At 69.7% G+C, this 25,611-nt stretch carries 29 protein-coding genes, 1 other RNA gene and 1 pseudogene; 22 read left to right on the top strand and 9 right to left on the bottom strand.

Annotation, left to right across the window (positions count from 1 at the left end; genetic code table 11):
* Genes panD through BVI061214_RS08675 form a run of 3 tightly spaced genes read left to right on the top strand, consistent with a single transcriptional unit; the run spans position 1 to position 1,790 of the window.
* Positions 1–351 (top strand): aspartate 1-decarboxylase, encoded by a 351-nt coding sequence (gene panD / locus BVI061214_RS08685; RefSeq protein ID WP_003045780.1) that lies wholly within the window; start codon positions 1–3, stop codon positions 349–351.
* Positions 348–1,202: a menaquinone biosynthesis prenyltransferase MqnP gene (gene mqnP / locus BVI061214_RS08680; protein ID WP_053768055.1), complete on the top strand. Its 855-nt coding sequence runs from the start codon at positions 348–350 to the stop codon at positions 1,200–1,202. The genes panD and mqnP overlap by 4 nt, the downstream gene beginning before the upstream one ends.
* Positions 1,203–1,211: 9 nt before the next feature.
* A complete protein-coding gene (locus BVI061214_RS08675; RefSeq protein ID WP_053768054.1) occupies positions 1,212–1,790 on the top strand; it encodes a TIGR01440 family protein in 579 nt (192 codons plus the stop codon).
* Here the strand turns inward: BVI061214_RS08675 and BVI061214_RS08670 are convergent.
* On the bottom strand, positions 1,765–2,823 hold the full coding sequence (locus tag BVI061214_RS08670) for a pyridoxal-phosphate-dependent aminotransferase family protein (protein ID WP_053768053.1): 1,059 nt from the start codon (positions 2,821–2,823) through the stop codon (positions 1,765–1,767). The two genes, BVI061214_RS08675 and BVI061214_RS08670, sit on opposite strands and share 26 nt — an antisense overlap.
* Before the next feature lie 23 nt (positions 2,824–2,846).
* On the opposite strand from BVI061214_RS08670, the gene BVI061214_RS08665 reads away from it, so the two are divergent.
* A complete protein-coding gene (locus BVI061214_RS08665) occupies positions 2,847–3,698 on the top strand; it encodes a hypothetical protein (protein WP_053768628.1) in 852 nt (283 codons plus the stop codon).
* Here the strand turns inward: BVI061214_RS08665 and mscL are convergent.
* Complete coding sequence (gene mscL / locus BVI061214_RS08660) at positions 3,652–4,026, bottom strand: large conductance mechanosensitive channel protein MscL (RefSeq protein WP_053768052.1); 375 nt, start codon at positions 4,024–4,026, stop codon at positions 3,652–3,654. The two genes, BVI061214_RS08665 and mscL, sit on opposite strands and share 47 nt — an antisense overlap.
* Before the next feature lie 150 nt (positions 4,027–4,176).
* Here mscL and BVI061214_RS08655 point away from each other — a divergent pair, with 150 nt between their 5' ends.
* The 4 genes and pseudogenes from BVI061214_RS08655 (at position 4,177) to csaB (ending at position 8,134) form a co-directional block, all read left to right on the top strand.
* On the top strand, positions 4,177–5,307 hold the full coding sequence (locus BVI061214_RS08655) for an ABC transporter ATP-binding protein (protein ID WP_053768051.1): 1,131 nt from the start codon (positions 4,177–4,179) through the stop codon (positions 5,305–5,307).
* Positions 5,308–5,352: 45 nt separating this feature from the next.
* Positions 5,353–5,457, top strand: a pseudogene (locus tag BVI061214_RS12955) (uridine kinase); the annotation flags it as partial.
* Positions 5,457–7,157 (top strand): DUF5693 family protein, encoded by a 1,701-nt coding sequence (locus BVI061214_RS08650; RefSeq protein ID WP_053768050.1) that lies wholly within the window; start codon positions 5,457–5,459, stop codon positions 7,155–7,157. The pseudogene BVI061214_RS12955 and the gene BVI061214_RS08650, both read left to right, overlap by 1 nt.
* Positions 7,142–8,134, top strand: a complete 993-nt coding sequence (csaB, locus tag BVI061214_RS08645; RefSeq protein ID WP_053768049.1) for a polysaccharide pyruvyl transferase CsaB — start codon at positions 7,142–7,144, stop codon at positions 8,132–8,134. Before BVI061214_RS08650 ends, csaB begins: the two co-directional genes overlap by 16 nt.
* On the opposite strand, the gene BVI061214_RS08640 is transcribed toward csaB, so the two are convergent.
* The 4 genes from BVI061214_RS08640 to miaA are packed head-to-tail and all read right to left on the bottom strand — an operon-like array spanning position 8,109 to position 12,243.
* Complete coding sequence (locus tag BVI061214_RS08640) at positions 8,109–9,167, bottom strand: hypothetical protein (protein WP_003045801.1); 1,059 nt, start codon at positions 9,165–9,167, stop codon at positions 8,109–8,111. The genes csaB and BVI061214_RS08640 overlap by 26 nt on opposite strands.
* 1 nt (position 9,168) lies before the next feature.
* A complete protein-coding gene (locus tag BVI061214_RS08635; protein ID WP_053768627.1) occupies positions 9,169–9,912 on the bottom strand; it encodes a 3'-5' exonuclease in 744 nt (247 codons plus the stop codon).
* Complete coding sequence (gatA, locus tag BVI061214_RS08630) at positions 9,912–11,327, bottom strand: Asp-tRNA(Asn)/Glu-tRNA(Gln) amidotransferase subunit GatA (protein ID WP_053768048.1); 1,416 nt, start codon at positions 11,325–11,327, stop codon at positions 9,912–9,914. Before gatA ends, BVI061214_RS08635 begins: the two co-directional genes overlap by 1 nt.
* A gap of 7 nt (positions 11,328–11,334) precedes the next feature.
* Complete coding sequence (miaA, locus tag BVI061214_RS08625) at positions 11,335–12,243, bottom strand: tRNA (adenosine(37)-N6)-dimethylallyltransferase MiaA (protein WP_053768047.1); 909 nt, start codon at positions 12,241–12,243, stop codon at positions 11,335–11,337.
* Between the two features lie 18 nt (positions 12,244–12,261).
* On the opposite strand from miaA, the gene BVI061214_RS08620 reads away from it, so the two are divergent.
* Entirely contained in the window at positions 12,262–12,663 is a 402-nt protein-coding gene (locus tag BVI061214_RS08620; RefSeq protein ID WP_003045810.1) for an Hsp20/alpha crystallin family protein, read from the top strand.
* Here BVI061214_RS08620 and BVI061214_RS08615 read toward each other — a convergent pair.
* The 3 genes from BVI061214_RS08615 to BVI061214_RS08605 form a co-directional block, all read right to left on the bottom strand.
* Positions 12,660–13,238, bottom strand: coding sequence for a thymidine kinase (locus BVI061214_RS08615; RefSeq protein WP_053768046.1), 579 nt, complete (start codon positions 13,236–13,238; stop codon positions 12,660–12,662). The two genes, BVI061214_RS08620 and BVI061214_RS08615, sit on opposite strands and share 4 nt — an antisense overlap.
* Positions 13,239–13,308: 70 nt before the next feature.
* Positions 13,309–13,524, bottom strand: a complete 216-nt coding sequence (gene rpmE, locus BVI061214_RS08610; protein ID WP_040684285.1) for a 50S ribosomal protein L31 — start codon at positions 13,522–13,524, stop codon at positions 13,309–13,311.
* An 81-nt stretch (positions 13,525–13,605) separates the two neighbouring features.
* Positions 13,606–13,791 carry a hypothetical protein gene (locus BVI061214_RS08605; RefSeq protein WP_053768045.1) on the bottom strand — a complete coding sequence of 62 codons (186 nt, stop codon included), beginning with the start codon at positions 13,789–13,791 and terminating at the stop codon, positions 13,606–13,608.
* A 43-nt stretch (positions 13,792–13,834) separates the two neighbouring features.
* Here BVI061214_RS08605 and rnpB point away from each other — a divergent pair.
* The 13 genes from rnpB (at position 13,835) to BVI061214_RS08545 (ending at position 25,591) form a co-directional block, all read left to right on the top strand.
* Positions 13,835–14,203: RNase P RNA component class A (rnpB, locus tag BVI061214_RS11910), an RNA gene on the top strand.
* 186 nt (positions 14,204–14,389) lie between these two features.
* A complete protein-coding gene (gene mraZ / locus BVI061214_RS08600) occupies positions 14,390–14,824 on the top strand; it encodes a division/cell wall cluster transcriptional repressor MraZ (RefSeq protein WP_003048553.1) in 435 nt (144 codons plus the stop codon).
* Between the two features lie 6 nt (positions 14,825–14,830).
* Positions 14,831–15,691: a 16S rRNA (cytosine(1402)-N(4))-methyltransferase RsmH gene (rsmH, locus tag BVI061214_RS08595; RefSeq protein ID WP_053768044.1), complete on the top strand. Its 861-nt coding sequence runs from the start codon at positions 14,831–14,833 to the stop codon at positions 15,689–15,691.
* A complete protein-coding gene (locus BVI061214_RS08590) occupies positions 15,688–15,933 on the top strand; it encodes a hypothetical protein (protein ID WP_053768043.1) in 246 nt (81 codons plus the stop codon). The genes rsmH and BVI061214_RS08590 overlap by 4 nt, the downstream gene beginning before the upstream one ends.
* Positions 15,930–17,249 (top strand): peptidoglycan D,D-transpeptidase FtsI family protein, encoded by a 1,320-nt coding sequence (locus tag BVI061214_RS08585; RefSeq protein ID WP_053768626.1) that lies wholly within the window; start codon positions 15,930–15,932, stop codon positions 17,247–17,249. The genes BVI061214_RS08590 and BVI061214_RS08585 overlap by 4 nt, the downstream gene beginning before the upstream one ends.
* On the top strand, positions 17,233–18,543 hold the full coding sequence (locus BVI061214_RS08580) for a UDP-N-acetylmuramoyl-tripeptide--D-alanyl-D-alanine ligase (RefSeq protein WP_053768042.1): 1,311 nt from the start codon (positions 17,233–17,235) through the stop codon (positions 18,541–18,543). Before BVI061214_RS08585 ends, BVI061214_RS08580 begins: the two co-directional genes overlap by 17 nt.
* Positions 18,531–19,331, top strand: a complete 801-nt coding sequence (locus BVI061214_RS08575; RefSeq protein ID WP_156303248.1) for a hypothetical protein — start codon at positions 18,531–18,533, stop codon at positions 19,329–19,331. The genes BVI061214_RS08580 and BVI061214_RS08575 overlap by 13 nt, the downstream gene beginning before the upstream one ends.
* Complete coding sequence (locus BVI061214_RS08570; protein ID WP_053768041.1) at positions 19,322–20,173, top strand: phospho-N-acetylmuramoyl-pentapeptide-transferase; 852 nt, start codon at positions 19,322–19,324, stop codon at positions 20,171–20,173. Before BVI061214_RS08575 ends, BVI061214_RS08570 begins: the two co-directional genes overlap by 10 nt.
* Positions 20,170–21,426, top strand: a complete 1,257-nt coding sequence (locus tag BVI061214_RS08565; protein ID WP_053768040.1) for a Mur ligase family protein — start codon at positions 20,170–20,172, stop codon at positions 21,424–21,426. Before BVI061214_RS08570 ends, BVI061214_RS08565 begins: the two co-directional genes overlap by 4 nt.
* On the top strand, positions 21,402–22,460 hold the full coding sequence (locus BVI061214_RS08560; RefSeq protein WP_003048569.1) for an FtsW/RodA/SpoVE family cell cycle protein: 1,059 nt from the start codon (positions 21,402–21,404) through the stop codon (positions 22,458–22,460). Before BVI061214_RS08565 ends, BVI061214_RS08560 begins: the two co-directional genes overlap by 25 nt.
* Complete coding sequence (locus BVI061214_RS08555; RefSeq protein WP_053768039.1) at positions 22,448–23,467, top strand: UDP-N-acetylglucosamine--N-acetylmuramyl-(pentapeptide) pyrophosphoryl-undecaprenol N-acetylglucosamine transferase; 1,020 nt, start codon at positions 22,448–22,450, stop codon at positions 23,465–23,467. Before BVI061214_RS08560 ends, BVI061214_RS08555 begins: the two co-directional genes overlap by 13 nt.
* Positions 23,464–24,804, top strand: coding sequence for a UDP-N-acetylmuramate--L-alanine ligase (murC, locus tag BVI061214_RS08550; protein ID WP_053768038.1), 1,341 nt, complete (start codon positions 23,464–23,466; stop codon positions 24,802–24,804). Before BVI061214_RS08555 ends, murC begins: the two co-directional genes overlap by 4 nt.
* Positions 24,794–25,591 (top strand): UDP-N-acetylmuramate dehydrogenase, encoded by a 798-nt coding sequence (locus tag BVI061214_RS08545; RefSeq protein WP_003048574.1) that lies wholly within the window; start codon positions 24,794–24,796, stop codon positions 25,589–25,591. Before murC ends, BVI061214_RS08545 begins: the two co-directional genes overlap by 11 nt.
* Positions 25,592–25,611 lie beyond the last annotated feature (20 nt).

The raw sequence follows: 25,611 nt of genomic DNA, 5'->3' as shown, positions 1-25,611 counted from the left end.
ATGTTCCACGCCAAGATCCACCGGGCCAGGGTGACCGAGGCCGACCTCCACTACGTGGGCTCGGTAACCGTGGACCAGGAGCTTCTGGAGGCCGCCGGGATCCTCCCCTACGAGCAGGTGGACATCTACGACATCACCAACGGGGCCCGGCTCACCACCTACGCCCTGCCCGGGGAACGGGGCTCGGGGGAGATCAAGATCAACGGGGCCGCCGCCCACCTGGTGCGCCCGGGGGACCTGGTCATCCTGGTGGCCTACGGGGTCTTTGAGGAAGAGGAGGCCAGGAGCCTGAAGCCCACCGTGGTCCTAGTGGACGAGAGAAACCGGATCCTCGAGGTGCGCCGAGGGTGAGCCGCCTCAAGCTTTACCTGGAGCTCATCCGCTTTGAGCACACCCTCTTCGCCCTCCCCTTCGCCTACGGGGGGATGCTCCTGGCGGCGGGAGGGTGGCCGGGGTGGCGCACCTTTTTCCTGGTGACCCTGGCCATGGTGGGGGCCAGGACCATGGCCATGGCCCTAAACCGCCTCATAGACTGGCCCATAGACGCCCTGAACCCCAGGACCAAGGACCGCCACCTGCCCCGGGGCCTGGTCAAGCCCTGGGAGACCCTCTTCCTGGCCCTTTTGGGCCTGGCCCTCTTGGTCTACGCCGGCCTCTCCCTGAACCCCCTCACGGCCAGGCTTCTGCCGGTGGCCGTCTTCTTCCTCACCGTTTACAGCTACACCAAGCGCTTCACCTGGCTGTGCCACTACGTTCTGGGCCTCACCATCGGGGCGGCGGCGGCGGGCGGGTGGATCGCCGTCACCGGGAGCTTCGCCCCCACCGCCTACTGGCTCTGGGCGGGGGTGGCCTTGTGGATCGCCGGGTTTGACATCCTCTACGCCACCCAGGACTACGCCTTTGACCGGGCCCACGGGGTGAAGAGCATCCCCGCCCGCTTCGGCATCCCCCTGGCTCTCGGGATCGCCCGCGTAAGCCACGCCCTGGCCTGGCTCGCCTTCCTCCTGGCGGGGGTGAGCTACGGGGCCGGCCCCTTCTACTTCCTGGGCCTAATCCTGGTAGGGGGCCTCCTCCTCTACGAGCACCGCCTGGTCTCCCCCGAGGACCTCTCCCAGGTGGACCGGGCCTTCTTTCAGGCCAACGTGGGCGTGAGCCTGGGGATGTTTCTCTCCATCCTCTTAGACCTGGCCTTTTGGATGTAGGCTCGGGGCATGGAAGGGTTACGGCAGCAGGCCAGGAAGGCCATAGAGGAGTTCCTGGAGCTTTTCCCCATGCCCGAAGGGAGCCTCTTCGTCCTGGGGGGCTCCACCAGCGAGGTCCTGGGGGCGAAGGTGGGGACGAGGCCCAGCCTGGAGGCCGCCGAGGCCATCCTGGAGGGCCTTCTTCCCCCGCTTATGGCGCGGGGGGTCTTCGTGGCCGTCCAGGGGTGCGAGCACCTGAACCGGGCCCTGGTGGTGGAGCGGGAGGCCCTGAGGGCCTACGGCCTCGAGGAGGTCACCGTCTTCCCCCACCCCAAGGCGGGCGGGGCCTTGGCCACCGCCGCCTTCCTCCGCTTCCGGGACCCGGTCATGGTGGAGTCCCTGAAGGCCCAGGCCCACGGGGGAATGGACATCGGCGGGGTCTTGATCGGGATGCACCTGCGCCCGGTGGCCGTGCCCCTCAGGCTTTCCACGCGGAAGCTGGGCGAAGCGGTCCTCCTCGCCGCCAAGACCAGGCCCAGGCTGGTGGGCGGGGCCCGGGCGGTCTACACCCGGGAGGAGATGCTCAAGAAGCTGGAAGAATATCGCTAAAGGCCTCCCGGAAGAGGGCCGCCACCCCCAAGGCCTCGTAGCGGTCGTAGTGGCCCATGAGGGAGAGGCGGAAGATCCTGCCCTTCAGGGGCCCCTGCCCCCCGGCGATGACCGCTTTCCTCCTGGCAAAGGCCTCCTTCACCGCCCCGTAGGCCACGCCCTCGGGCAGGTAAAAGGCGGCCACGGCGGGGCTTCGCACCTCCGGAACCGGCCGCAAGCCCAAAGCCTCCCCCACCCCGTAAAGGAGCTCGTTCTGCCAGGCCTTGAGCTCCAGGTGGGCCTCTAGGCGCGGCAGGACCTCCTCCAAGACCGCCGCCACCGCCCCCACCAGGTTGATGGCCGGGGTCCAGGCGCTCTCCCCTTCCCGCTGGGCCCTAAGCTCCCGGGAGAGGTCCAGGTAGTAGCCCCGGGGGCGGAGGGCGGCCAGGGCCCTAGGGGCGAGGGCCACGAAGCCGAGGCCGGGCGGGCACATGAGGCCCTTCTGGCTTCCGGAGGCGGCGGCGTCCACCCCGAAGGCCTCGAGGGCCACCTCCTTGAGGAGGAGGCTCGTCACCATGTCCGCCCCCACCAGGCCCTCGGGGTTTTCCGCCTTGAAGGCCCGGGCCAGGGCGGGAAGGTCGGCGAGGGCCCCGGTGGAGGTCTCCGAGTGGACGAGGAGGAGGCCGCGGTACCCTTTTCGCGCCACGTCCTCGGGCCCCGGCACCCGGCCGTAGGGGAAGTCCAGGCGGTGGACGTCAAGCCCCGCCTCCAGGGCGATCTCGTAAAAGCGCTCGGAGAACTTGCCGTAAACGGGCACCAAGACCCTATCCCCGGGGGCGAAGAGGTTCTTGACCAGGGCCTCCATGGCCAAGGTGCCGCTTCCTGTCAGGATCAGGACCTCCCCTTGGGTGCCGAAGGCCTCCTTGAGGAGGGTGCGCGCCCGGAGGAAGAGGGCCCGGGCGGGCTCGGTGCGGTGGTGGAGCTGGGGCCGGGCGAGGGCCTCCAGGGCCTTGGGGTGAAGCCGCACCGGGCCTGGGGTGAGGAGCCAGTCCATGGGAAAAGTGTATCGTGTTTTCCGTGCGCCTCGCCCTCCGCTTCCGCGCCCTAAAGGCCGGGGAGCACCTCCTCCCCCTCCCGGCCGACCTGCCCGGCCAGAGGGTCTGGGACCTGGCCCTTTCCAAAAGGCCCCTCGAGGTCTACGAGGCCTCCGGCAACGCCCTGGCCCGCTTTGCCCTGGAAGAGGGGGAGGTCCTGGAGGTCCGCTTCAGCCTGAGGCCCGAGCCCCTGGCCCACGACCCCCCCTGGCGGGAGGCCCTCCTAAGGGAGCCCCCCGAGGCCTGGCCCGGCATCCTGGCCCACCGGGGGCACCGGGTGGAAAGGGCCCTGGGCTTCCTCCTCTCGGGCAGGCCCCACACCTGGTTCCTGGTGGACGGCCTTCCCCTGGACCCCGTGCTCTTCCAGGCCCTAAAGGAGGACCCCGCCCACCTCCTTCCCCTCGGGGTGGCCCCCAGGCCTAGGGTCTACCTGGGCGGCCACGAGGGGAAAAGGCTCCTCCTCATGAGGGCCCCCTGGCCCGGGGAGGAGGTCCCCATGTGGGAGGGGCTGAGGTCTTTGGACCCCGACCCCCTTCCCCCGGCGCGGGCTTTGGCCCTGGGGGCCTTGGGCCTTTCCGCCCTGGGCCTCCCCACGGGCCCTTGGCCCTACCTCCCCTACCTCCTTCTCCTCGCCTTGCGCCAGGGAAAGGCCCTGAAGGACCTTTTCCCCACGGCGCCCTTGAGGGCCCTCGAGGCCCCCCTCTTTCACGCCTTCGCCCTCTCGGTGACGCTTGACCCCAGACCCGAGCTGGGTCTGGGGTTCCTGGCGCTCTTCTTCTGGAACCGCCTCAGGCCCTCTTCCGGAGTTCCTCCAGAATCTCCCGAAGGAGCTTGACCTCCTCGGGGGGCTCGGGGGGAGCCGCCGGGGCCTCCTCCTTCTTCCGTCGCTTGGCCAGCTCGTTCATGGGCATCACCACGAGGAAGTAGATGGCGGCGGCCACGACCAGGAAGTTGGCGAGGGCGTTGATGAACTTGCCCAGGGCGATGGGCCCGAGCTTGATGGCGGAGAAGTCCGGCGCGCCGCCCAGGGCGCCGATGAGGGGCATGAGCACGTCGGAAACCAGGGAGTTGACCACCTGCCCGAAGGCCCCGCCGATGATGACCGCCACCGCCAGGTCCACCACGTTGCCCCGCATGATGAAGTCCCTAAACCCTTTGAGCATAGCGTCACCTCCTTCAATCCACGCCCTTTCTGGGCACTCCCAGACTACAGGGTGCCTGTGGAAAACCCGTGAAGGCCTGCCCTGCGGTAAAATGCGCCCGCACCCCCGATGGGCCGGCCGGGCTCAAAGCGCGGGGTCAGGAGGTCAAGGATGGCCAAGGTAAGGCTGGAACACGTGTGGAAGCGCTTCGGCAAGGTGGTGGCGGTCAAGGACTTCAACCTGGAGACGGAGGACGGGGAGTTCGTGGTCTTCGTGGGGCCTAGTGGTTGCGGGAAGACCACCACCTTGCGCATGATCGCTGGGCTGGAGGAGATCTCCGAGGGCAAGATCTACATTGGCGAGCGCCTGGTGAACGACGTTCCCCCCAAGGACCGGGACATCGCCATGGTCTTCCAGAACTACGCCCTTTACCCCCACATGAACGTCTACGAGAACATGGCCTTCGGGCTCCGGCTCCGGCGCTACCCCAAGGACGAGATTGACCGGAGGGTGAAGGAGGCCGCCCGCATCCTGAAGATTGAGCACCTCCTCCACCGCAAGCCCCGGGAGCTCTCCGGCGGCCAGCGCCAGCGGGTGGCCATGGGAAGGGCCATCGTGCGGGAGCCCAAGGTCTTCCTCATGGACGAGCCCCTCTCCAACCTGGACGCCAAGCTCCGGGTGGAGATGCGGGCCGAGATCGCCAAGCTCCAAAGGCGGCTTGGGGTCACCACCATCTACGTGACCCACGACCAGGTGGAGGCCATGACCCTGGGCCACCGCATCGTGGTCATGAAGGACGGGGAGATCCAGCAGGTGGACACCCCCCTAAACCTCTACGACTTCCCCGCTAACCGCTTCGTGGCGGGGTTCATCGGGAGCCCCTCCATGAACTTCATCCGGGCCCGGGTGGAGGTCCAGGGGGAGAAGGTGTACCTGACCGCCCCCGGCTTCCGCCTCCGGGCCAACCCCGTCCTGGCGGGCTCGGTGAGGCCCTACGCCGGCAAGGAGGTGTGGCTGGGCATCCGCCCCGAGCACCTGGGCCTCAAGGGCTACACCGTGATCCCCGAAGAGGAGAACGTGATCCGGGGCGAGGTGGAGGTGGTGGAGCCTCTGGGGGCGGAGACCGAGCTCCACGTGAGCGTGGACGGCACGGTGCTGGTGGCCAAGGTGGACGGCCACGCCCCCGTGCGGCCCGGAACCCAGGTGGAGCTCCTCGCCGACACGGGCCGCCTCCACGCCTTTGACCCCGAGACCGACCTCACCATCGGCCACTCCCAGGAGCGGGCGGCCGTGGCCCGCTAAGGGCCCTGGGACGGGGGAGGTTCCCCCGCCCTTTATCATGGAGGGGTGAGCGGGGTGAAGCCCTTCGCTATAGGCATCGCCGGCGGGAGCGCCAGCGGCAAGCCCACCCTGGCCCAGGCCCTGGCCCACCTGGTCCGGACGGAGGCCGCATGAACCGCTGGCTCAACCTCCTGATCCTTCTCTCCCTCCTCCCCTCCCTCCTCGCCCTTTCCCCCAGGCTCCGGGCGGAGCGTCCCGGCCCCGTGGCCCTGGTGGTGGACGCCGAAGCCCTGCGGGAGGAGGCGAAGGCCCAGGGGAAGGGCCTCCTCGAGGTCCTCGCCGCCTACCGGGCCCTGGGGGTGAACGGGGTCGCCTTCCCCGAGCGGTTCGTCAAGGACTGGGTGGCGGGTGGGGTCCTCCTCCTTCGCCAGGGGCGGGAGCTTCAGGAGGCGGGGCTTCCCGCCAGGCCCGGCTGGTACTACCTGAAGGGGGAGGATTGGCTCCTTTCCCTCCTGGAGCGGGCCTACGAGCTGCCCACGGAGCGCCTGGGGGCCTGGCTGGGCTTCCCCGTGGACGTGAGCGCCTTTCCCGCCTTCTACCCCCTGGAGGAGGTTCGGCAGGCCAAGGAGGCCGGGTACTACGTGGTGGTGCGGCCCATCAACCAGCGCCTGCGCCGGCTGGACCCCGGGCTTCCCCTGGTGCCCAAGGAGGCGAACGCGGTGGTCTTCGCCGGCCTCGAGGCCCTGGGCTACCCCTACCGGCTGGAGGAGGCCCAGGCCCTGGTCCAGGTGCCCGTGGCCCTCATTGAGGGCACGCCCCAGCCCGGCCTCCAGGCCTTCCGGGAAAAGGGGGTGCTTCGCCTCTTCAGCCTCCGCTACGAATGGCAGCTCACGCTAAAGCCCGAGGAGGCCGCTGACAAGTACGTCCTGGCGGCCAGGGAGCGGGGCCACCAGCTCCTCTACCTGAGGCCCTACCCCTACCCCGAGGACACCGCCCGGATGCTCCGGCGGATCCAGGAGGGCCTGAGCGCAAGCGGCATCCCCACGGGGGCTCCCAAGCCCAGGGACCTTGCCCCAAGCCCCTTGAGGCACGCCGCCTGGCTCGGGGTTCTGGCGGGCCTCGGCCTCCTGGCCCAGGGGCTTTCCCTGTACGGACCCGCCGTGGCCTTTCTCCTCCTCCTCTTCGCCCTGGGCTATGCGGGGAGCCAGGCGGGCGCCCTTCTCGCCGCCCTGGTCTTTCCGGTACTGGGCTTCCTGGGCCCACGGGAGGGCCTGAGGATGTGGCTCCGGGCCCTGGGCTACGCCCTTGCGGGGGCCGTCTTCCTCTCCGCCCTGGGCTCCACCAGGGAGGCGGTGCTGGGGCTCACCCCCTTCAAGGGGGTCTCCCTCACCCTCCTGGTCCCGCCCCTCCTCGTGGCCTACAGCTTCCTGGACCGGAACTACCGGGAAACCCTCACCCGTCTCTTTCAGCACCCCCTGCGCCTGGGGGAGGTGGCCTTGGCCCTCCTGGCCCTCTTCCTCTTGGCCCTCGCCCTCCTAAGGCGGGGGAACGACGCCCCCCTGGTCCTCGAGGCCGAGCTGAAGCTGAGAAGCCTCCTCCAGGACCTCATGGTCCGCCCCCGCTTCAAGGAGGTCTTCGGCCACGCCCTTTTCCCCATCGCCCTCCTCCTTCCCTGGCCCCGCTGGGTGCAAAACGGCCTCCTCTTCCTGGCCGCCATCGGCGTGGCCTCCATCCTCAACACCTTCAGCCACTTCCACACCCCCCTTCCCATCTCCTTCTTCCGGGTCTTGAACGGGGCCCTCTTGGGCCTCCTCATAGGCGGGGGTGGGGTTATCCTGGTAAGGAGGCTAAGGGCATGGTGGTCGGGGTAGCGGGGTATTACGGGTTTAAAAACGCCGGGGACGAGGCCATCCTCGAGGCCATCGCCCGGGAGCTCAAGGCCCGGGGCCACCAGGTCCTGGCCCTCTCGGGCGACCCCAGGCGCACCCGGGAAGAGCACGGCATCCGGGCCGCCCACCGCCTGAACCCCCTGGCCCTCCTGCAGGCCGACCTCTGGCTTTTAGGGGGCGGGGGGCTTTTGCAGGACGCCACCAGCCCCCTGAGCCTTCTTTACTACCTCTCCGTGCTCCGGCTGGCCCGCCTTTTCCGCAAGCGGGTCATGGTCTTCAACCAGTCCCTGGGGCCCCTTTCCCCCTGGGGGGAACGGCAGGTCCAAAGGGCCCTTAGAGGGGTTCCCGTGATCCTCCGGGACCAGGACTCCTTGGAGTACGCCAAGAGGCTCGGCATCCCCGCCGAGCTGGGGGCCGACCCCGCCCTCCTCCTCACCCCGCCCCCGGTAAAGCGGGAGGAAGACCTGGTCCTGGTCATCCCCCGGGCCGGAGTGGGCAAGGAAGCGGTGCGCACCCTCTACGTCACCGCCAACCGCCTCTTTCACGACGGCAAGAGGGTCCTCGTCCTCCTGCTTCAGCCCGGCTACGACGAGGAGATCCTCCCCGACCTCCCCCACCACCAGGTGGAGAAGACCGCCGACCCCAGGCGGGTCCTCTACCTGGCGGCCCAGGCGGGGTACGTGATCTCCATGCGGCTTCACGGCCTGATCCTGGCGGCGGCCGCCGGTACCCCCTTCGCCGCCCTCTCCTACGACCCCAAGGTGGCCGCCTTCGCCAAGGAGACCGGCGCCTTCTACCAGGAGCTTCCCGGCGACCCCATCCAGCTCTCCAAGGCAGCGGTCTACGGCCGCTACCCCGACTGGGAAAAGGTGGCCGCCCTCAAGGAGCGGGCCAAGCGGAGCTTTGACCTGGCCCTGGGCGAAGCCTCCCCCGTCAAGCGCTCCCACGGACGCGGCTGAGCCTGGCCTTCAGGCCCTCGGCGAAGGCCTGGAGGTCGCTCAGGGCTTCCTCCACCTCCTGCCGGAGGAGGAACTCCCCCGGGGCCAGGCGCTTGAGGACGAGGAAGGGGGGCTTAGAGAGGAGCTCCACCCCCTGGCGCACCACCTCGGGCACCAGGCCCTCCTCGAGGGCCTCGGCCTCCAGGTCGGAAAGGAGAAGCACCTCGCCAAGCCGCCTCTTGGAAAGGAGCAATAAAAAGACGGCGAAGGCCCCCCTTTCGGAAAGCTCCGCCACCAGCCGATCCTCCAGGGCCTCCACCGCCTCCAGGTCCACCCGCCCTCCTTTAAGGAGGTCCTCGAGGTCCAGAGGGGTGATGGGGAAGCGGGCCTTGAGGCGGACCAGGCGGCTTAGGGCCTCGGGGGAAAGGTAGCCCACCCCATGGGGCACGGCCCCCTTCTCGGATTCCGGGGCCAGGAAGGCGGCGTAGGCCCCCTCTTTCTGGTAGGGCCTGAGGAGGGCGGCCTCCCCCTCCCCCAGGCGCAAAAGGGCCAGGACCACCTGCCTCCGCCCCAGCGGGGCCTTGTAAACCCAAGGGGGGCCTCCCTCCAGGAAGAAGCCCAGCCGCCCCAGGTCCTCGGTGGCCCCAGGGGGTTCCAGGGCCTTGGGCTCGTGGGGGAAGAGCACCTCCTTGGGGTACGGGGTGACCCGCACCCGCTTTTTCTCGGGCCCCCTAACCTCCTCCTTGGGCTTCTCCTGGGGCTTTTCCGGCTGGGGGGCGCGGAGGGAGGCCCTGGGCAGGGCCTTGAGCTCAATCTCCTCCCCCCGGAAGTGGAGGAGGATGGCCTCGTTGGCGGCCAGGCGCCGCTTGGCGTAGTAGGGGGCCAGGCCCCGCACCACGCCCGCCTTCCAGTCCACCTCCCCTTCGTAGACCTCCCCGTCCTCGTCCACAAAGAGGACGCGCTCCTTCCCGAGAAGGCGCTGGCGCAAGGAGGCGGTGAGGGCCATGGTGCCCGTGTGGATACAGGTGCTGGTCAGGACATAGCGCGCGGTCATATCACCTCCCCAAGTCCACCAGGGGGCGGGGGCTCCCTGAAGTGAGCATATAGTACACCTCGTAGACCACGGCCAGGGTCCTCTCCACGTCCAAAAGGGCCCGGTGCTCCGCCCTGGGCGCAAGCTCCAGGACCTCGGAAAGGGCGTCCAGGCCGTAGCGCCTGAGGCCCCGCATGGCCCTTTTGCTGAGACGGATGGAGTCCACCACGGGGTTTTCTAGCTCCAGGCCCAGCTCCCCCAGAGCGGGGCGCAGAAACCCCAGGTCAAAGGAAGCGTTCTGGATCACCAAAGTGGCCCCCTCGAGGAGAGGGTAGGCCCGGAAGAGGACCTCCTCCAGGGGTGGGGCCTTCTCCAGCTCCTCCAAGGTGATGCCGGTGAGGCGCTGGATGAAGGGGCTTGGGGGGCGGCGTGGCCGGGCCAGGCTCTGGAAGGCCACCCTTCTTGCCCCCTCCAGGCGCACCAGGGCCACCTCAATGATCTCGTTGAGGCCGGGGGCCAGGCCCGTGGTCTCCAGGTCCAGGACCACCACCGCCTCCTCGGGGTGGGGAAAGGGGTAGCGCCACTCCCAAAGCCCCACCTCCTCCTCCCTGATGAAGCGGCCGTCCAGGAGGGGGGCCACCACCGGGGCCACGGGGCCCCTCAGGCCCAGGGCCTCGCCCAGGGCGGGAAGGGGTAGAGGCCTCCCCTCGGCCCGGAGACGGCGGGCCATGCGGGTGGCCATGCGGTAGCGAAAGGCGGGGTCCATCACAGGGCTTCCCCCAAAGGCGTCTTGAGGAAGGCCCGGGCGGTGGCCTCCTCGTGGGCCAAAGCCGCCCTCAGGAGGAGCTCGTCCTTCCCCCAGGGCGCCAGGAGCTGGAGGCCCACGGGCAGGTGCCCTTCAAACCCGGCGGGGAGGGAGAGGGCGGGGAGGCCCGTCAGGTTGGCCCCCACGGTGTAAAGGTCCTCCCGGTACATGGCCAGGGGGTCCGGCCGGCCCCCCAGGGGGAAGGCGGGGTGGGGGGTGGTGGGAAGGAGCAGGAGGTCCACCTCCTGGAAGAGGGCCCTGGCCTCGGCCTTGAGGCGGGCGCGGAAGGCCTGGGCTCGGCCGTAGTAGGCCTCGTAGTAGCCGCTGGAGAGGACGAAGGTGCCCACCAGAACCCGGCGCTTGACCTCGAGGCCAAACCGGGCCCGGGTGGCCTCCACCACCTGCCACACCTCCTCCCCCTCCGCCCTAGTCCCAAAGAGGGTCCCGTCGTAGCGGGCCAAGTTGGAGCTAGCCTCCGCCGGGGCCAGGATGTAGTAGGCGGCCAGGGCCAGGGGCAAAGAGGGCCAGGACACCTCCTTCACCCTGAGGCCAAGCCCCTGGAAGACCCCAAGGGCCTCCTCCAGGGCCCGCTCCACCCCGGGGCTGTTGCCGAAAAGCCCCTCCCGCACCACGCCGAGGCGCAAGGGAGGAAGGGGCTCCTCTAAGGCCTCCTGGAACCTTGGGGAAAGGTCCAGGCTGGTGGCGTCCATGGGGTCCAGGCCCGCCATGGCGTCCATGAGGAGGGCCAGGTCCCTCACCGATCGGGCCATGGGGCCGATCCCTTCCAGGCTGGAAGCGTAGGCCACGAGGCCAAAGCGGCTCACCCGCCCGTAGGTGGGCTTGAGGCCATAGACGCCGCAAAAGCTCGCGGGCTGGCGCACGCTCCCCCCGGTGTCCGACCCCAGGGCCAGGGGGGCCAGGTCGGCGGCCACCGCCGCCGCGCTTCCCCCGCTGCTCCCCCCGGGCACCCGGGAGGGATCAAAGGGGTTTTTGCTGGGGAAGAAGGCGGAGTGCTCGGTACTGGAGCCCATGCCGAACTCGTCCAGGTTGGTCTTGCCCAGGACGAGGGCACCTTGGGCCTTGAGCCGGGCCACGGCCGTGGCGTCGTAGGGGGGAACGAAATTCTCCAGGAGGCGGCTTCCCGCCGTGGTGCGCAGGCCCTTGGTGGCGATGTTATCCTTGACCGCCACAAGTAGGCCCGCAAGGGGCAGGTCCCTTTCCACCCTCCTGGCTTCTTCCAGAAGGCGCTCGTTCAGGGTGAGGAAGGCCTTTAGCCCTGGGTCCAGCTCGCGAACCCGCCTGAGGTAGGCCTCGGCCACCTCCAGGGGACTAAGCTCCCCCCGGGCCACCTGGGCGCGGATCTCGTGGGCCAGCATGCCCCCACTATAGCCGGAAGTGGAGGCGAAGCCAGTCCCGAAAGCCTAAAAAGGCCTCTTCCCCGCCCCGGGGCAGGTAGGTCACGTCCTTGGGCTCGTGGCGGAACCAGGTGTACTGCCTCTTGGCGTAGGCCTTGACCGCCTGGATGTCCCGCCTCAAGGCCTCCTCCAGGCCGTACTCCCCCTTCAGGTAGCCCACCACCTCCTTGTAGCCGATGGCCTGGAGGGCCGTGGGCATCCTGGGGTAGCGCGCAAGGAGCCCCCGCACCTCCTCCACCAGGCCCCGGGCGAACTGCCGCCTGGCCCGCTCCTCCAGCCTGGGGAAAAGCCAGGCCCGTTCCGGCCAGAGGACCAGCTTTTTGTAGCGGAAGCGGGGGGGCCTTCTTTTGTGCTGGGCCGGAGGAAGGCCGGTGCGGCGGAGGACCTCGAGGGCCCGGACAAGCCGCCTGGGGTTTTTCCCCACCCGGCTGGCATCCTCCGGGCTGGCCTGGGCCAGCTCCTCCAGGAGGGCCTCAAAGCCCCTTTGTGAAAGCTCCTCCCAGAGGGCGGCCTGCAGGGCCTCGTCGGGGGGCGGCAGGTCGTGGATCCCCTCGGAAAGGGCGCGGATGTAGTACCCCGTCCCCCCCACCACCAGGGGCACCCTTCCCCTGGCCAGGACGTGGGCGATGGCCCCCTCGGCCATCTCCAGGAAGCGGGCCACGCTCATGGCCTCGCTGGGGTCCAGGACGTCCACCAGGTGGTGGGGAACCAGGGCCCGCTCCTCCTGGGTGGGCTTGTCGGTGCCGATGTCCAGGCCCCGGTAGACCATGGTGGCGTCGGCGGAGATGACCTCCAGGGGAAGCTCCTGGCCCAAGCGAAGGGCGAGGGCGGTCTTGCCGCTCCCCGTGGGCCCGGCCAGGACGGGTATGGCCTCCACATCCCTTATGCTAAAGGCATGCTGGAGCCTCTGGACCGCCTGGAGACCCTGAGAAAGCTGAAGGAGCTACAGGAGCGCATCGCCGAGCTGGCCTACCAGCTCACGGGGGAGGAGCCCGCCGCCTGGGCGCCCAGGGTAGACCTCCTGGAAGAAGCGGAGCACTACGTCCTTCTCGTGGACCTGCCCGGGGTGCGCCCCGAGGACCTGGAGCTTTTGGAGGAGGGAAGCCGCGTCACCCTGGCCGGGGTGCGCCACCCCCTGCCCGGCACCTACCTCCTGGAAGAACGGCCCATGGGCACCTTCCGCCGCACCCTGGACCTCCCGGGACCCATTGAGGAGGGCACGGCCCAGGCCACGCTGCGCCAGGGGGTCCTCGAGGTCCGCTTCAGGAAGAAACGAGGAGGCGCCCTTCCCCTCTAAGGCCAGACCTCGTGGCAGGCCCGGCACCTGGGCTCGTAGTGCTCCTCGGCCCCCACCAGGATGACGGGGTCGCTATAGCGGGCGGGCTTGCCGTTCACCAGGCGCTGGGTGCGGGTGGCTGGGGCCCCGCACCTCGGGCAGATGGCGGAAAGCTTCTCCACGAACTCCGCCCGGGCCAGAAGCTCCGGCATGAGGCCAAAGGGCTCCCCCCGGAAGTCCAGGTCCAGCCCCGCCAAGATGACCCGCACCCCCTGGGCCGCAAGCCGCTCCACCAGGGGGAGGAGGCCCCGGTCCAGGAACTGGACCTCGTCCACGGCCACCACCTGGGGCAGGGGGTCCAGGTGGGCCTCCATCTCGGCGGCGCTCTCCACGGGAATGGCGGCCACCTGCTTGCCGTCGTGGCTCACCACGTGGCTTTCGTGGTAACGGTTGTCCAGCCTGGGCTTGAAGACCAGAACGCTCTGCCGGGCAATGAGGGCCCGCCTGACCCGGCGGATCAGCTCCTCGCTCTTCCCGGAAAACATGGGCCCGGCGATCACCTCAATCCAACCCTGGCGGTGCATAACGGGGGGCATAGGCGTCCTCCAGAGGGGGATTCTATAAGGAAACCGGGGGGCGCCAAGCCCCCCGCCCCCAAGGGCCTCCTTACCGCCCCTTGCGGTAGGCGTCCCCGTAGCGCCGCTGGAAGCGCTCCACCCGGCCCTCGGTGTCCACGAAACGCTGCTGCCCCGTGTAGAAGGGGTGGCACTTGCTGCAGACCTCCACGTGGATCTCGGGCTTGGTGGAGTAGGTGTGGATGACGTTGCCGCAACCGCAGATGATGCGGGCGGGGACCAGTTTGGGGTGAATGCCTTCTTTCACGTTCGCCTCCTCCCGCACGGTCTTGGCCGTGCGAAAACCGCCTTTTAGTCTACCGGGGAAGCCCCTTTGGCGCAAGGGCCCCTAGCGGGGCGGGGGAAGGCGGCGCCATCTGCGGCCAAAGAGCCTCCAGGAAAGCCGCCTCCAGGCCAGGTAGGCCGAGGCGTAGATCAGGCCCAAGGCGAAAAGAAGCCAGAGGAGGCCCAAAGCCGCAAGCCCCAAGAGGGACAGAAGCAAGAGGGCCAAAGGCGCGTACCAGGGAAGCCTCACCCCTTCACCTTAGACCCAAGCTCTGCTAGAATGATGAGTGCCCCAGGATAGGGGTGCGGTCGCGCCCGGGGGACTTCCCCCCTGGGTGAGGAAAGTCCGGGCACCATAGGGCAGGGTGCCAGCTAACGGCTGGGCGGGGCAACCCGACGGAAAGTGCCACAGAGAAGAGACCGCCAGCGGCCGGGGCTTCCCCGGTGCGGGCAAGGGTGAAACGGTGGGGTAAGAGCCCACCGCCTGGCCTGGCAACAGGCTGGGGCACGGCAAACCCCACCCGGTGCAAGGCCCGATAGGCAGGAAGGGCTTGCCCGGCCCGTTAGAACCTGCGGGATGGGCCGCTTGAGGCCGGTGGCGACACCGGTCCCAGAGAGATGACCGCGTAAAACAGAACCCGGCTTACGCCCTATCCTGGGGACCCCGAGCGCAGGCTCGGGGATTTTTTTTGCCCAAGGGGTGGGTGGTAGGTGGGACCAGAGTGGGAGGTAGTGGAAATCTGTGGGGGTTGCGTGGTATACTCCCCGGCGAAAGCCCCGCCCGGGCACGGCTTACACCTTCCCGAGCCACCTTGGCCGGCCCCCGCGGAGGTGGGAGCGGGTGGGAGATGCCTTTCGGCGAGTACCAGTACAGCCTGGACGACAAAGGGCGGGTGGTCATCCCCGCCCCCTTCCGGGACTTCCTGGAAGACGGCCTGGTGCTCACCCGGGGGATGGAGGGCTGCCTCTACGTCTTCCCCTCGGACCGCTGGCGCAAGATTGAGGAGCAGCTGGTGAACCTCCCCCTCACCGACGCCGAGGCCAGGGCCTTCGTGCGCTTCTTCTACTCCGGGGCCCACAAGACCCGCATGGACAACGCCTCCCGGGTGCTGATCCCGCCCCCTTTGCGCCAGTTCGCCGGCCTGCAGGAAGGCGGAGAGGTGGTGGTGGCCGGGGCTCCGGGCCGGCTGGAGATTTGGAGCCAGGAGCGCTGGTGGAAGACCATTGAGGCCATCATGCAGAACCCGCCGGCGCCCGAGGCCCTCAAAGGACTCATCGGATAGGGATTTATGGAGGCCACTACGGAGCACATTCCCGTTCTCTATCAAGAGGCCCTGGACCTTCTAAGGGTCCAGCCGGGCCAGGTCTACGTGGACGCCACCTTAGGGGGCGCGGGCCACACCCGGGGCATCCTGAAGCGCGGGGGGCGGGTCATCGCCTTGGACCAGGACCCCGAGGCCGTGGAGCGGGCCAAGGCCCTTTCCCACCCTAACCTCCTCGCCTACCGGGCCAACTTCCGCCACCTGAAGGAGGTCCTGAAGGAGGCGGGCGTGGAAGAGGTGGCGGGGATTCTGGCGGACCTGGGGGTTTCCAGCTTCCACCTGGAAGATCCAAGGCGGGGCTTCAGCTATCAGCAGGAGGGGCCCCTGGACATGCGCATGGGCCTCGAGGGCCCCACGGCGGAGGAGGTGGTCAACACCCTGCCCCTGGAGGACCTCTACCGGATCCTCAGGGACCTGGGGGAGGAGCGCCAAGCCTACCGCATCGCCAAGGCCATCGTGGAGGCCAGGAGGAAGGCCAGGATCCGCACCACCACCGAGCTGGCCGAGATCGTGCGCCGGGCGGTGGGCTTCAGGGCGGCGGGCCACCCCGCCCGCAAAACCTTCCAGGCCCTCCGCATCTACGTCAACGACGAGCTGAACGCCCTGGAAGAGTTCCTGCGCCAGGCCGAGGAGGTCCTGGCCCCTGGGGGGCGGCTGGTGGTCATTGCCTTCCACTCCCTGGAGGACCGCATCGTCAAGCGCTTCCTGAGGGAAAGCCGCCTCAAGGTCCTCACCAAAAAGCCCCTCACGCCAAGCCAGGAGGAGATGGCCAAGAACCCGCGGGCCCGTAGCGCCAAGTTGCGGGCGGCGGAGAAGGAGGCGGCATGAGGACGGCCTTGCGGATGGGGTTCCTCTACCTCCTGGCCCTCCTCCTCCTCTTCGCCCTGGGCCACCGCAACCAGATGGAAAAGGCCCGGATGGCCCGCCTCGAGGTCCAGCTGGAAGCCCTCTCCCAAAGGGAAGAGGCCCTCCTAAAAGAGGGCTGGGAGGCGGCCAAGCCCCACCGGGTGCTGGACTGGGCCAAGGAGCGGGGCTTTATTCCCATGAGCCAGGGGAGGTGGGCGCCGTGACCGTGGGCGTGAAGCGCCTGCCCTGGGTGGTGGCGGGGTTTGGCCTGTGGGTCGTCCTCTTCCTCCTGGGCGTTCATGCCCTCCTCACCCGGGGCCCAAACCTCCCCGCCCCGCCCCCACCCGTCCCCGCCCCCAGGGGCCACCTTTACGCCAAGGACGGCACCCCCCTGGCCGTGACCCTGAAGGAGGGGCGGTACTACCCCCTGGGGGAAAGCGCCAGCCAGCTTCTGGGCTTCACCGAGCGGGGGTCGGGCCGGGGCCTCGAGGGCCTGGAACGGGACCTGAACGCCGGTCTGAGCGAAGGGCGCGCCTTCACCCTGACCCTGGACCCCTGGGTCCAGGCCATAGCGGAAAAGGCCCTCTGGAAAGGGTTAAGCCGAAGCCGTGGGGCCTTCGCCACCCTGATCGTCCTGGACCGGGAAGGCCAGATCCTGGCCGTGGCCAACGGCCCCGCCTTTCACCCCCTGGCCCCCAGAAAAGACCCCGACCAGGACGTCTCCTGGCGGAACCACGCCTTCCTGGTGGCCCTGGAGCCCGGCTCCACCATGAAGGCCCTCACCGCCGCCATGCTCCTGGAAGAGGGCGTAGCCACCCTAAAGACCCGGGTGGAGGCGCCCATGCACCGGGTGGTGGACGGCTGGACCATCCAAGACGCCGTGCCCCACCCCCCAAGCCTGACCCTGGCCGAAGTCCTCAAGTACTCCTCCAACGTGGGCATCAGCGGGCTGGCCGAAAGGATTTCCAAGGACACTTTCTATAGCTACATGGAGAGGCTCCACCTCACCGACCCCAACCCCCTGCCCGGCATCCGCACCACGCCCCCCCTGGTCAAACCCCCTGGAACCTGGAGCCGGGCGGCCTACGCCAACCACACCTTCGGCCAGGGGTTTCTCGTCACCCCCCTGCACCTGGCCGCCGCCTTCTCCACCCTGGTGGACGGCCTCTACCGCCCCCCCCGCCTCCTTCTGGGCCAGGAAGCCAGGCCCACCCGGGTCTTCTCCGAGGCCACCGCAAAAGCCGTCCGGGAGGCCCTGACCCTGAGCCTGGCCCCCCGGGCCAGCCTCCCCGGCTACCCCCTGGCGGGGAAGACGGGCACGGCCCAGGTGGTGGTGGCGGGGCGGGATTCCCGGGAGGTCTTCACCGCCTGGTTCGCCGGCTTCGTGCCCGGGGACCGGCCCCTTTACACCGTGGTGGTGGCCGTCCACCACCCCAAGGGCGAGGTCCACGGCAGCCAGGTGGCCGCCCCCATCTTCCGGGAGGTGGCCGCCGGGCTGTTGGCCTATGCCGGGATTCCCCCCTATGCTGAGGAGCGGTGAGGTAGTGGTGCATCTTGCGCATGTTAGGGAAGTGACGCCCGAGTGGGTGGCCGAGGCCACGGGGGGGAGGCTCCACCCCGGGGGTGGGCCGGTCCGCGACCTCCACTGGCACAGCGGCCAGGTGGGGGAAGGCTTCCTCTTCGTGGCCCTCCCGGGAAGCCGGGCCCACGGCCGGGAGTTCGCCGGAGAAGCCCTGGCCAAAGGCGCCACCCTGGTCCTCTCCGACCGCCCGGGAAGGGCCACGGTGGAGGTGGAGGACCCCCATAAGGCCCTCATCCGGCTAGGCCGGGCCCTCAGGGACCTCTTCCCCGGCCCGGTGGTGGCCGTGGGGGGAAGCTCCGGCAAGACCACGGCCAAGGAGGCCCTGGCCCAGGGATTGGGTTTTCCCGCCCCCGAGGGCAACCAGAACACCGCCCCGCCCCTGGCCCGCTTTTTCCTGAAGCTCCCCCAGGAAGCTCCCGGGGCCGTAGTGGAGCTGGGCGTGGACCGGGTGGGGGAGATGGCCGAGCTCATGGAGCTGGCCCGCCCGGACCTGGCCGTTCTCACCGCCTTGGGAGAGGAGCACCTTCTGGCCTTCGGCGACCTGAAGGGCGTGGTGGAGGAGGAGATGGGCCTCCTAAAGGCCCCCATGGCCCTGGTGAGCCAGCAGGCCAAGGAGGTGCTTTTAGCCTTTGGCCACCGGGTAGACTGGCCCACCTACGGCTTCGGCCAGGCCACCTTCCGGGGGGAGGGGCTGGAGCTTCTTCCCCAGGAAAGCCGCTTCCGCTACCGGGGCCTCCCGGTCCGGGTGCCCTACCCGGGCCTGGGCCCGGCCCTGGGGGCCCTGGCCGCCATGGCGGCGGCGGAGGTGCTGGGCTGGGACCTTTTGGAGGTGGCCGAAAGGCTCGCCCACCTGCGCCTGCCCCCGGGGCGCATGGAAAGGCGGGAGATCGGGGGCGTGGTCTTCCTCAACGACGCCTACAACGCCAACCCCCTCTCGGTGAAGGCGGGGCTCGCCTGGCTCGCCGCCCAGCCCGGGCGGAAGTGGGCGGTCCTGGGGGAGATGCGGGAGCTTGCGGAAAAGGCGCTGGAGCTTCACCTGGAGGTGGCCGAGGAGGCGGCCCGGCTGGGCCTAACCCCCCTTTACCTGGGCCCCTTCGCCAAGGCCCAGGCCGCCTTGGGGGGCGAGGCGGTGGAGGACCTCGAGGCCGCCCTCGCCTGGCTGAAGGCCCGGGTCCGGCCCGGGGACCTGGTCTACCTGAAGGCCTCCCGAGCGGTGGGCCTGGAAAGGATCCTGGAGCTATGGGACGCCTAAGGGCCCGCGCTTTGGTCTCGCAACACGGGGTGCCCAAGTCTGGGCTCTGGAAGGGCTTTTCTGGGGCCTCCACCTGGGCAAAAGCCGCGGCGGGGTACTTGGCCCTCCTCCCCGCCCTGGGCCTCCTTGCGGCCTGCGTTCCCCAGGCCCAGGGCCCCCTCCTCCCCTACCCGGGCGGGTTCGCCCGGGGGGGGCTGGTGGAAGGGCGGTTCAGCCTGGCCCTCCCCGGCACCCCCCTCTTCCTGGACGCCGACGAAAAGGCCCTCTACGCCGCCTACCCCTACCAGCTCTTGGTCTATGGGGAAGGCCGCCTGCAAAGCCTTCCCCTCCCGGGGGTGCCCCGCTTCCTCAGGGCTAGCCCCAGGCTCGTGGTGGGCCTGGAAGGCGGGGTGTGGACGGAAGGCGCCTTTTACCCCTACCCCGCCCTGGACGCCCTCCTCACCCAGGAGGGGCTTTACCACGTGGACGGCCGGGGCTTTCACCGGGATGGGGCCCTCGTCCTCCCCGGGGCCTTCCGCCAGGTGGTGGCCTGGGAGGGATGGGTGGTGGCCTTGGGCCAGGAGGCCCGCTTCTACCCCGCCGGCCCCACCCTGCCCCTCCCCGGGCCCGTCAGGAAGGCCCAGGCGGGGGCCTGCGGGGTGGTGGCCCTCCTGGAAGGGCTCTACCTCCTGCGCCCTGAGGGCCTGAAGCCCCTGGGCCCGGCCCAGGACTTCGCCGCCTTCGGGGAGAAGATCTACCTGGCCCCTTCTTTGGAGGTCCTGAACTGCAAGGAGGTGGCATGGCCCTAGCCCTGGTGCTCTCCTGGTTCCTGACGGCCGTCTGGATCGCCTTCATGAAGGGGCTCGGCCTGGGCAAGCGGGTCCGGGAGGATGGGCCGAGGAGCCACCTGGCCAAGGAGGGCACGCCCAGCATGGGCGGCGTAGCCTTCCTCCTGGCCGCCTTCCTGGCCTACTGGGCCCTGGGGATGGACGGGCTTAGGGGGCTTTGGCTTCTCGGCCTGGGCTTCGCCCTTTTGGGGCTGTTGGACGACCTTTCGGGGAGCCTCAAGAGGCCCTTGAAGGCCCGGGAGAAGCTCTTTTTCCAGACCCTGATGGCCCTGGTCTTCGCCCTCTGGGCCGTCCGGCAGGTGGCCTACACCCCCTGGCCCATCCTGGACGTCCTCCTGATCCTCCTGGCCGTGGTGGGGGCCGCCAACGCCTTCAACTTCACCGACGGCCTGGACGGGCTTCTGGCCTCGTTGACGGCCGTCCTCCTCATCCCCTTCTACCCCCTGCCCCTGGCCCAGACCCTCCTGGGCGGGGTTCTGGGCTTCTTGTGGCACAACGCCCCCAAGGCCAAGGTCTTCATGGGGGACACGGGAAGCCAGGCCCTGGGGGCCATGGTGGCGGGGCTTTTTATTCTGACGGGGAAGCTCTGGCTCCTGCCCCTGGCCGCCATCGTCCCCGTCCTGGAGGTCCTCTCCGTGGTGGCCCAGGTTCTCTACTTCAGGAGGACGGGAAGGCGTCTCCTGCGCATGAGCCCCCTCCACCACCACTTTGAGCTCATAGGCTGGGAAGAGGCCAAGATCGTCTTTCGCTTCGCCATCCTCACCGCCTTGGCCACGGCGCTGGCCTTTGGAGGTGGCCTGTGATCCTGGTCTTCGGCCTGGGGCGAAGCGGCCTGGGGGTCCTCCGCTTCCTGGCCCGGCGGGGGCTTTCCGCCCGCTTTTACGACGACCGCCCCAAGGAGGAGGAGGTGGCCCAGGCCCTGGCCCTGGGCTTCACCCCCGACTGGCGGCTGGCAGGGGCCTACCGGGAGGTGGTGGCCGCCCCCGGGGTGCCCCTCGCCCACCCCAAGCTGGAGGCGCTTGCGGCCCGGGGCGCTTTGGTCATGGGAGAGGCGGAGCTGGCCTACCGGCTCTCCCCCACGCCCATCATCGGCATCACCGGCACGGCGGGAAAGACCAGCACCACCCTCTTCACCGCCCACCTCCTCCGGGGCCAGGGGCTTAGGGCCCTCGAGGGGGGCAACGTGGACCCGCCCCTGGTCGGCGTGGTGGACGAGGCGGAGGTGGCGGTGGCGGAGCTTTCCAGCTTCCAGCTGGAAAGGATCCACCGCTTTCGCCCCCGGGTGGCCGTCCTCCTCAACCTGGGGGTGGACCACCTGGACCGGCACGGGAGCCTCGAGGCCTACCACGCCGCCAAGCTGAACCTCCTAAAAAACCTGACCCCCGAGGACGCCCTGGTCTACAACGAGGCCGATCCCAAGGTGAGGGAGGCGGCCTCCCGCACCCCCGCCAGGCCCTACCCCTTCACCCCCGGGAATAGCCCCAGGGAGAGCAACCTAAAAGCGGCCCTGGAGGCCACCCGGGCCTACCTGGACCTCCTGGGAAGGCCCCTGGACGAAAAGGCCCTGGAGGCGAGCCTCAAAACCCTCCCCGAGCCCCCCCACCGCTTTCAGGCCTTCGCCCGCAAGGGGGAGGTGGTCTTCATCGACGACTCCATCGCCACCCGCACCCCCGCCGTGGCCGCCGCCCTGCAGGCGGCCCCGGCCCCCATCGCCTGGATTTTGGGAGGCGAGGACAAGGGGGCGGACCTGGAGGCCCTGAAGCCCCACCTGGACCGGGTCCGGGTGGTCCTGGCCATAGGCCGGGACGGGCCCAGGATGGCCGAGGGCCTGGGAGGGGGCGTGGAGGTGGTGGTCATCCCGGAAAAGGACGGGCGGGAGGCCATGAGGCGCGCCGTGGCCGAGGCCCTGAAGCGGCTAGAGAGAGGAAGCGTCCTCCTGGCCCCCTTGGCCAGCAGCTTTGACCAGTTCCAGGACTACAAGGACCGCGCCCGGGCCTTCCGGGAGGCGGTCTACGCTCTGGGAGGTGAGCCGTGGACCCCTTCTACCCCCTCATAGGCCTCCTCCTCATGGCCTTTGGCCTCCTGGGCGTGGGGGTGGCGGAGCCCACCCTCCTAGGGGGGCACCTCCTCCGGGTGGGGCTCGCCCTTCTGGCCATGGCCCTGGGGGCCCTCCTCCCGCCCAGGCTCCTCCTCCGCCACGCCCTGGGGCTTCACCTCTTCACCCTCCTTCTCCTCCTCCTGGTGCTGGCCTTCGGGGACGGGCCCGGGGGGGTGCGGCGCTGGTTCTACCTGGGCCCAGTGGCCTTCCAGCCCTCGGAGCTGGCCAAGCTGAGCCTGGTCTTCTACCTGGCCTCCTTCGTGGGCCGCAAGGGCCACGACAACCCCATTCTGGGCCCGGCCCTCCTGGTGGGGGGCACCGTGGGCCTGGTCTTGGTGGAGCCCGACTTCGCCACCGCCCTCTTCCTCTTCACCCTTGGGGCCCTCCTCTTCATCCTGGCGGGGGTGCCCTGGCGGAGGCTCATCGCCATCGCCCTGGCGGGGCTCCTCGTCATCTCCCCCTTCTCCGGGGTCTACCTGAAGCGCTTCGCCTACGTTTCCGAGAGGTTCAGCGGCTTTTTGAGCTACCTGAAGGGGGAGGCTAGCCCCAAGGAGGCCGCCTACCAGGTCCTCCAGGCCCAGAAGGCCATCCTCATGGCGGGGCCTCTGGGCCAGGGCCCCGGGGCCACCCTGCTTCACCTGCCCCAGGCCCACAACGACATGGTCTTCGCCAGCCTGGTCTACGCCACGGGCTGGCTGGGGGGGCTTGTGGTCCTCTTCCTCTACTTCCTCCTCTTCCTCAAGGGATTCCACCTCTCCCTGAGGCTCCAGGGGCCGGAGAGCCTGGTGGCCATGGGCCTCACCCTCTACCTCACCCTGCAGGCCGCCATCAACATCGGGGTCACCTTGGGCTTCCTGCCCGTGACCGGGGTGCCCCTGCCCCTCATCTCCTACGGAGGAAGCTCCCTTCTGGTCTCCGGCCTGGCCCTGGGCATCCTGACCCGGCTTTCCTGGGAAGCCTCTAGAAAGGGGGTGGTAAGGTGGTCCTCCTAACGGGAGGGGGCACCGGGGGGCACCTCTTCCCCGCCCTGGCCGTGGCCGAGGAGCTCAGGAGGCGGGGGCACCGGGTCTTCTACCTGGGGGCCCAGGGGGGCCTCGAGGCCCGGCTCCTCCCCAAGACCCCCATCCCCCCCGCCCTCATCCCCGCCGGCAAGCTGGACCGGAGCGCCTTCCGCCCCGCCGAGGGATACAAGCTCCTAAAAGGCCTCCTGGCCGCCAGGAAGGTCCTGAAGGAGGTGGCCCCAAGGGCCATCCTTTCCACCGGGGGCTACGCCGGCTTCCCCGGGGCCTTCGTGGGGGCCATGGGGGGGATCCCCCTCCTCCTCCACGAACAAAACGCCAAGCTGGGCCTGGCCCTCCGCCTCCTCCTTCCCATGGCCCGGGGCCTGGCCCTTTCCGTGCCCATCCCCCTGGCCCCGGGGCTCGCCGCCAAGGCCCGGGTCCTGGGCTACCCCGTGCGGGAGGTGCGCTACCCCAAGGAGGAGGCCAAGACAAGGCTGGGCTTTGACCCCAAGAAGCCCCTCCTCCTGGTCCTCGGGGGAAGCCAGGGAAGCCTGGAGCTCAACGAGACCCTTCCTCCCCTCCTCAAGCCCCTGGGCCTCAGCGTCCTCCACCAGGTGGGGGAGAGGTGGCTGGAAAGGTTTGGCCACCTGGAGGACGAGGCCTACAAGGTGGCGGGCTTTCTGGACGCCCCCCTGGCCATGAGCGCCGCCGACCTCCTCCTCTCCCGGGCCGGGGCGGGCACCCTGGCCGAGGCCGCCTTCCACCACCTCCCCGCCCTCCTCTTCCCCCTCGCCCCGAGCCTGGACGGCGGGGCCCAGCTGGCCAACGCCATGGCCTACGCCAAGGCGGGGGCGGCGGAACTGGCCAGGCGGGAGGCCCTGAAGGAGCAGATAGAGAGGATTTTGGAAAACCCCGGCCCGTACCGGGAGGCCATGGCCCGCCTCTCCCCCGAAGGGGCGGCGGGGAGGATCGCCGACTGGCTGGAGGAGTACCTATGAAGCGCGTGCACGTGATGGGCGTGGAAGGGGTGGGCATGAGCGCCCTGGCCCGCCTCCTCATGGCGGAAGGCGTGGAGGTCACGGGGTGCGACCTGGCCCCGGGCAAAAGGGCCGAAGCCCTGGGCATCCCCGTCTACCAGGGCCACGCCCCCGAGCACCTGAAGGACGAGGACACCCTCCTCCTCCCCACCCCCATCCCCCCCGACCACCCGGAGGTGGCGGCCGCCCGGGCCAAGGGCCTCAGGGTGCTGAGGCGGATGGAGCTCCTCGCCCATCTCCTCTCCCAGAAGCCCTCCATCGGGGTCACCGGCACCCACGGCAAGACCACCACCACGGGGATGCTGGCCAGCATCCTCCTGGAGGCGGGTCTAGACCCCTGGGTCCTCCTGGGCGGGGAGCTTAGCCTCCTCCCGGGGAACGCCCGGTACGGCCAGGGCCCCCGCCTGGCGGAGGTGGACGAGTCGGACCCCCTCTTCCAGGGGGTGCGGGTCTCGGTGGCCGTGGCCACCAACCTGGAGGCGGACCACATCGCCCCTCCGGGCCAGCGGGCGCCCAACTACCACGAGAGCCTCGAGGCCCTGGAGGAGGCCATGAGGGGCTTTCTAAAGGGCGCAGGCGTGGCCGTGGTCCCGGCCTTTGACGAGAGGCTTAAGCGGCTTTCGCAAGACCTCCCCAGGCGCCTCTTTGGGGAAGGGGGGGAGCTCTGGGCGGAAGGGCTGGAGCCCGGCCCCACGGGAAGCCGCTTCCTTCTGGTGTGGGAGGGGCGGGTCCTGGGGGAGGCGCGCCTCCAGGTCCCCGGGGCCCACAACGTCAGGAACGCCCTCGCCGCCGCTCTGGCCGCCCTGGCCTTCGGGGTGGAGGTGGAGGCCATCCTGAAGGGCCTTTTCCGCTTTCCCGGTGTGGGGCGGCGCTTCCAGAAGGTGGGCGAGGTGGGAGGGGCCTGGGTGGTGGACGACTACGCCCACCACCCCACCGAGGTCCGGGCCACCCTGGAGGCGGCGGGCCACCTGGGGCGGCGCATCCGGGTCCTCTTCCAGCCCCACCGCCTCCTCCGCACCCAGGCCCTCTGGGAGGAGTTCGTGGAGGCCCTGGCCCAGGCCCAGGAGGTGGTGGTCCTCCCCGTCTACACCGCCGGCGAGCGGGCCCAGGTCTCCCCCGAGGCCCTGAGCCAGAGGATCGCCGAGGGCCTGAAGGCCAGGGGGGTGGCCGCCCGCTACCTGGAGGGGGAGGAAGCCCTGGCCTACGCCCGGGCCACGGCGGGCCCAGGGGACCTGTGGCTGGCCCTGGGGGCGGGCGACGTGACCGATCTTGCCCGGAGGCTGGTCCATGAAGGTTGAGCGGGTGCTCCTCAAGGACTACACCACCCTGGGCGTGGGCGGCCCCGCCGAGCTCTGGACCGTGGAGACCCGGGAGGAGCTAAGGCGGGCCACCGAGGCCCCTTACCGGGTCCTCGGGAACGGGTCCAACCTTCTTGTCCTGGACGAGGGGGTGCCGGAGCGGGTCATCCGCCTGGCGGGGGAGTTCCAGGCGTGGGACCTGAAGGGCTGGGTGGGGGCCGGGGCCCTCCTGCCCCTACTGGTGCAGGAGGCGGCCAGGGCGGGGCTTTCGGGCCTCGAGGGCCTCCTGGGCATCCCCGCCCAGGTGGGGGGCGCGGTGAAGATGAACGCCGGCACCCGCTTCGGCGAGATGGCGGACGCCCTGGAGGCGGTGGAGATCTTCCACGACGGCGCCTTCCACGTCTACGCCCCCGAGGAGCTGGGCTTCGGCTACCGCAAGAGCAACCTCCCCCCGGGGGGCATCGTGACCCGGGTCCGGCTTAGGCTCAAGGAGCGCCCCCTGGAGGAGATCAAAAGGCGCATGGAGGAGGTGGACGCGGCCAGGAAGGGGCAGCCCAAGAAGAAAAGCGCCGGCTGCGCCTTCAAAAACCCCCCCGGCCACTCGGCGGGCCGCCTCATAGACCAGCGGGGCCTCAAGGGCCTCAGGGTGGGGGACGCCATGGTCTCCCTGGAGCACGGCAACTTCATCGTCAACCTGGGCCGGGCCACGGCCAAGGACGTGCTGGCGCTCCTTAAGCGCATCCAGGAAGAGCTCCCCCTGGAGCTGGAGTGGGAGGTCTGGCCGTGATTTCGCGCGGTTTTCCCACC

It is taken from the genome of Thermus aquaticus (genome assembly GCF_001280255.1).
In the GTDB taxonomy this organism is placed as follows: domain Bacteria; phylum Deinococcota; class Deinococci; order Deinococcales; family Thermaceae; genus Thermus; species Thermus aquaticus.
The sequence above is the reverse complement of the archived record's forward strand: the minus strand, read 5'-3'. Positions and strand labels throughout refer to the sequence as shown.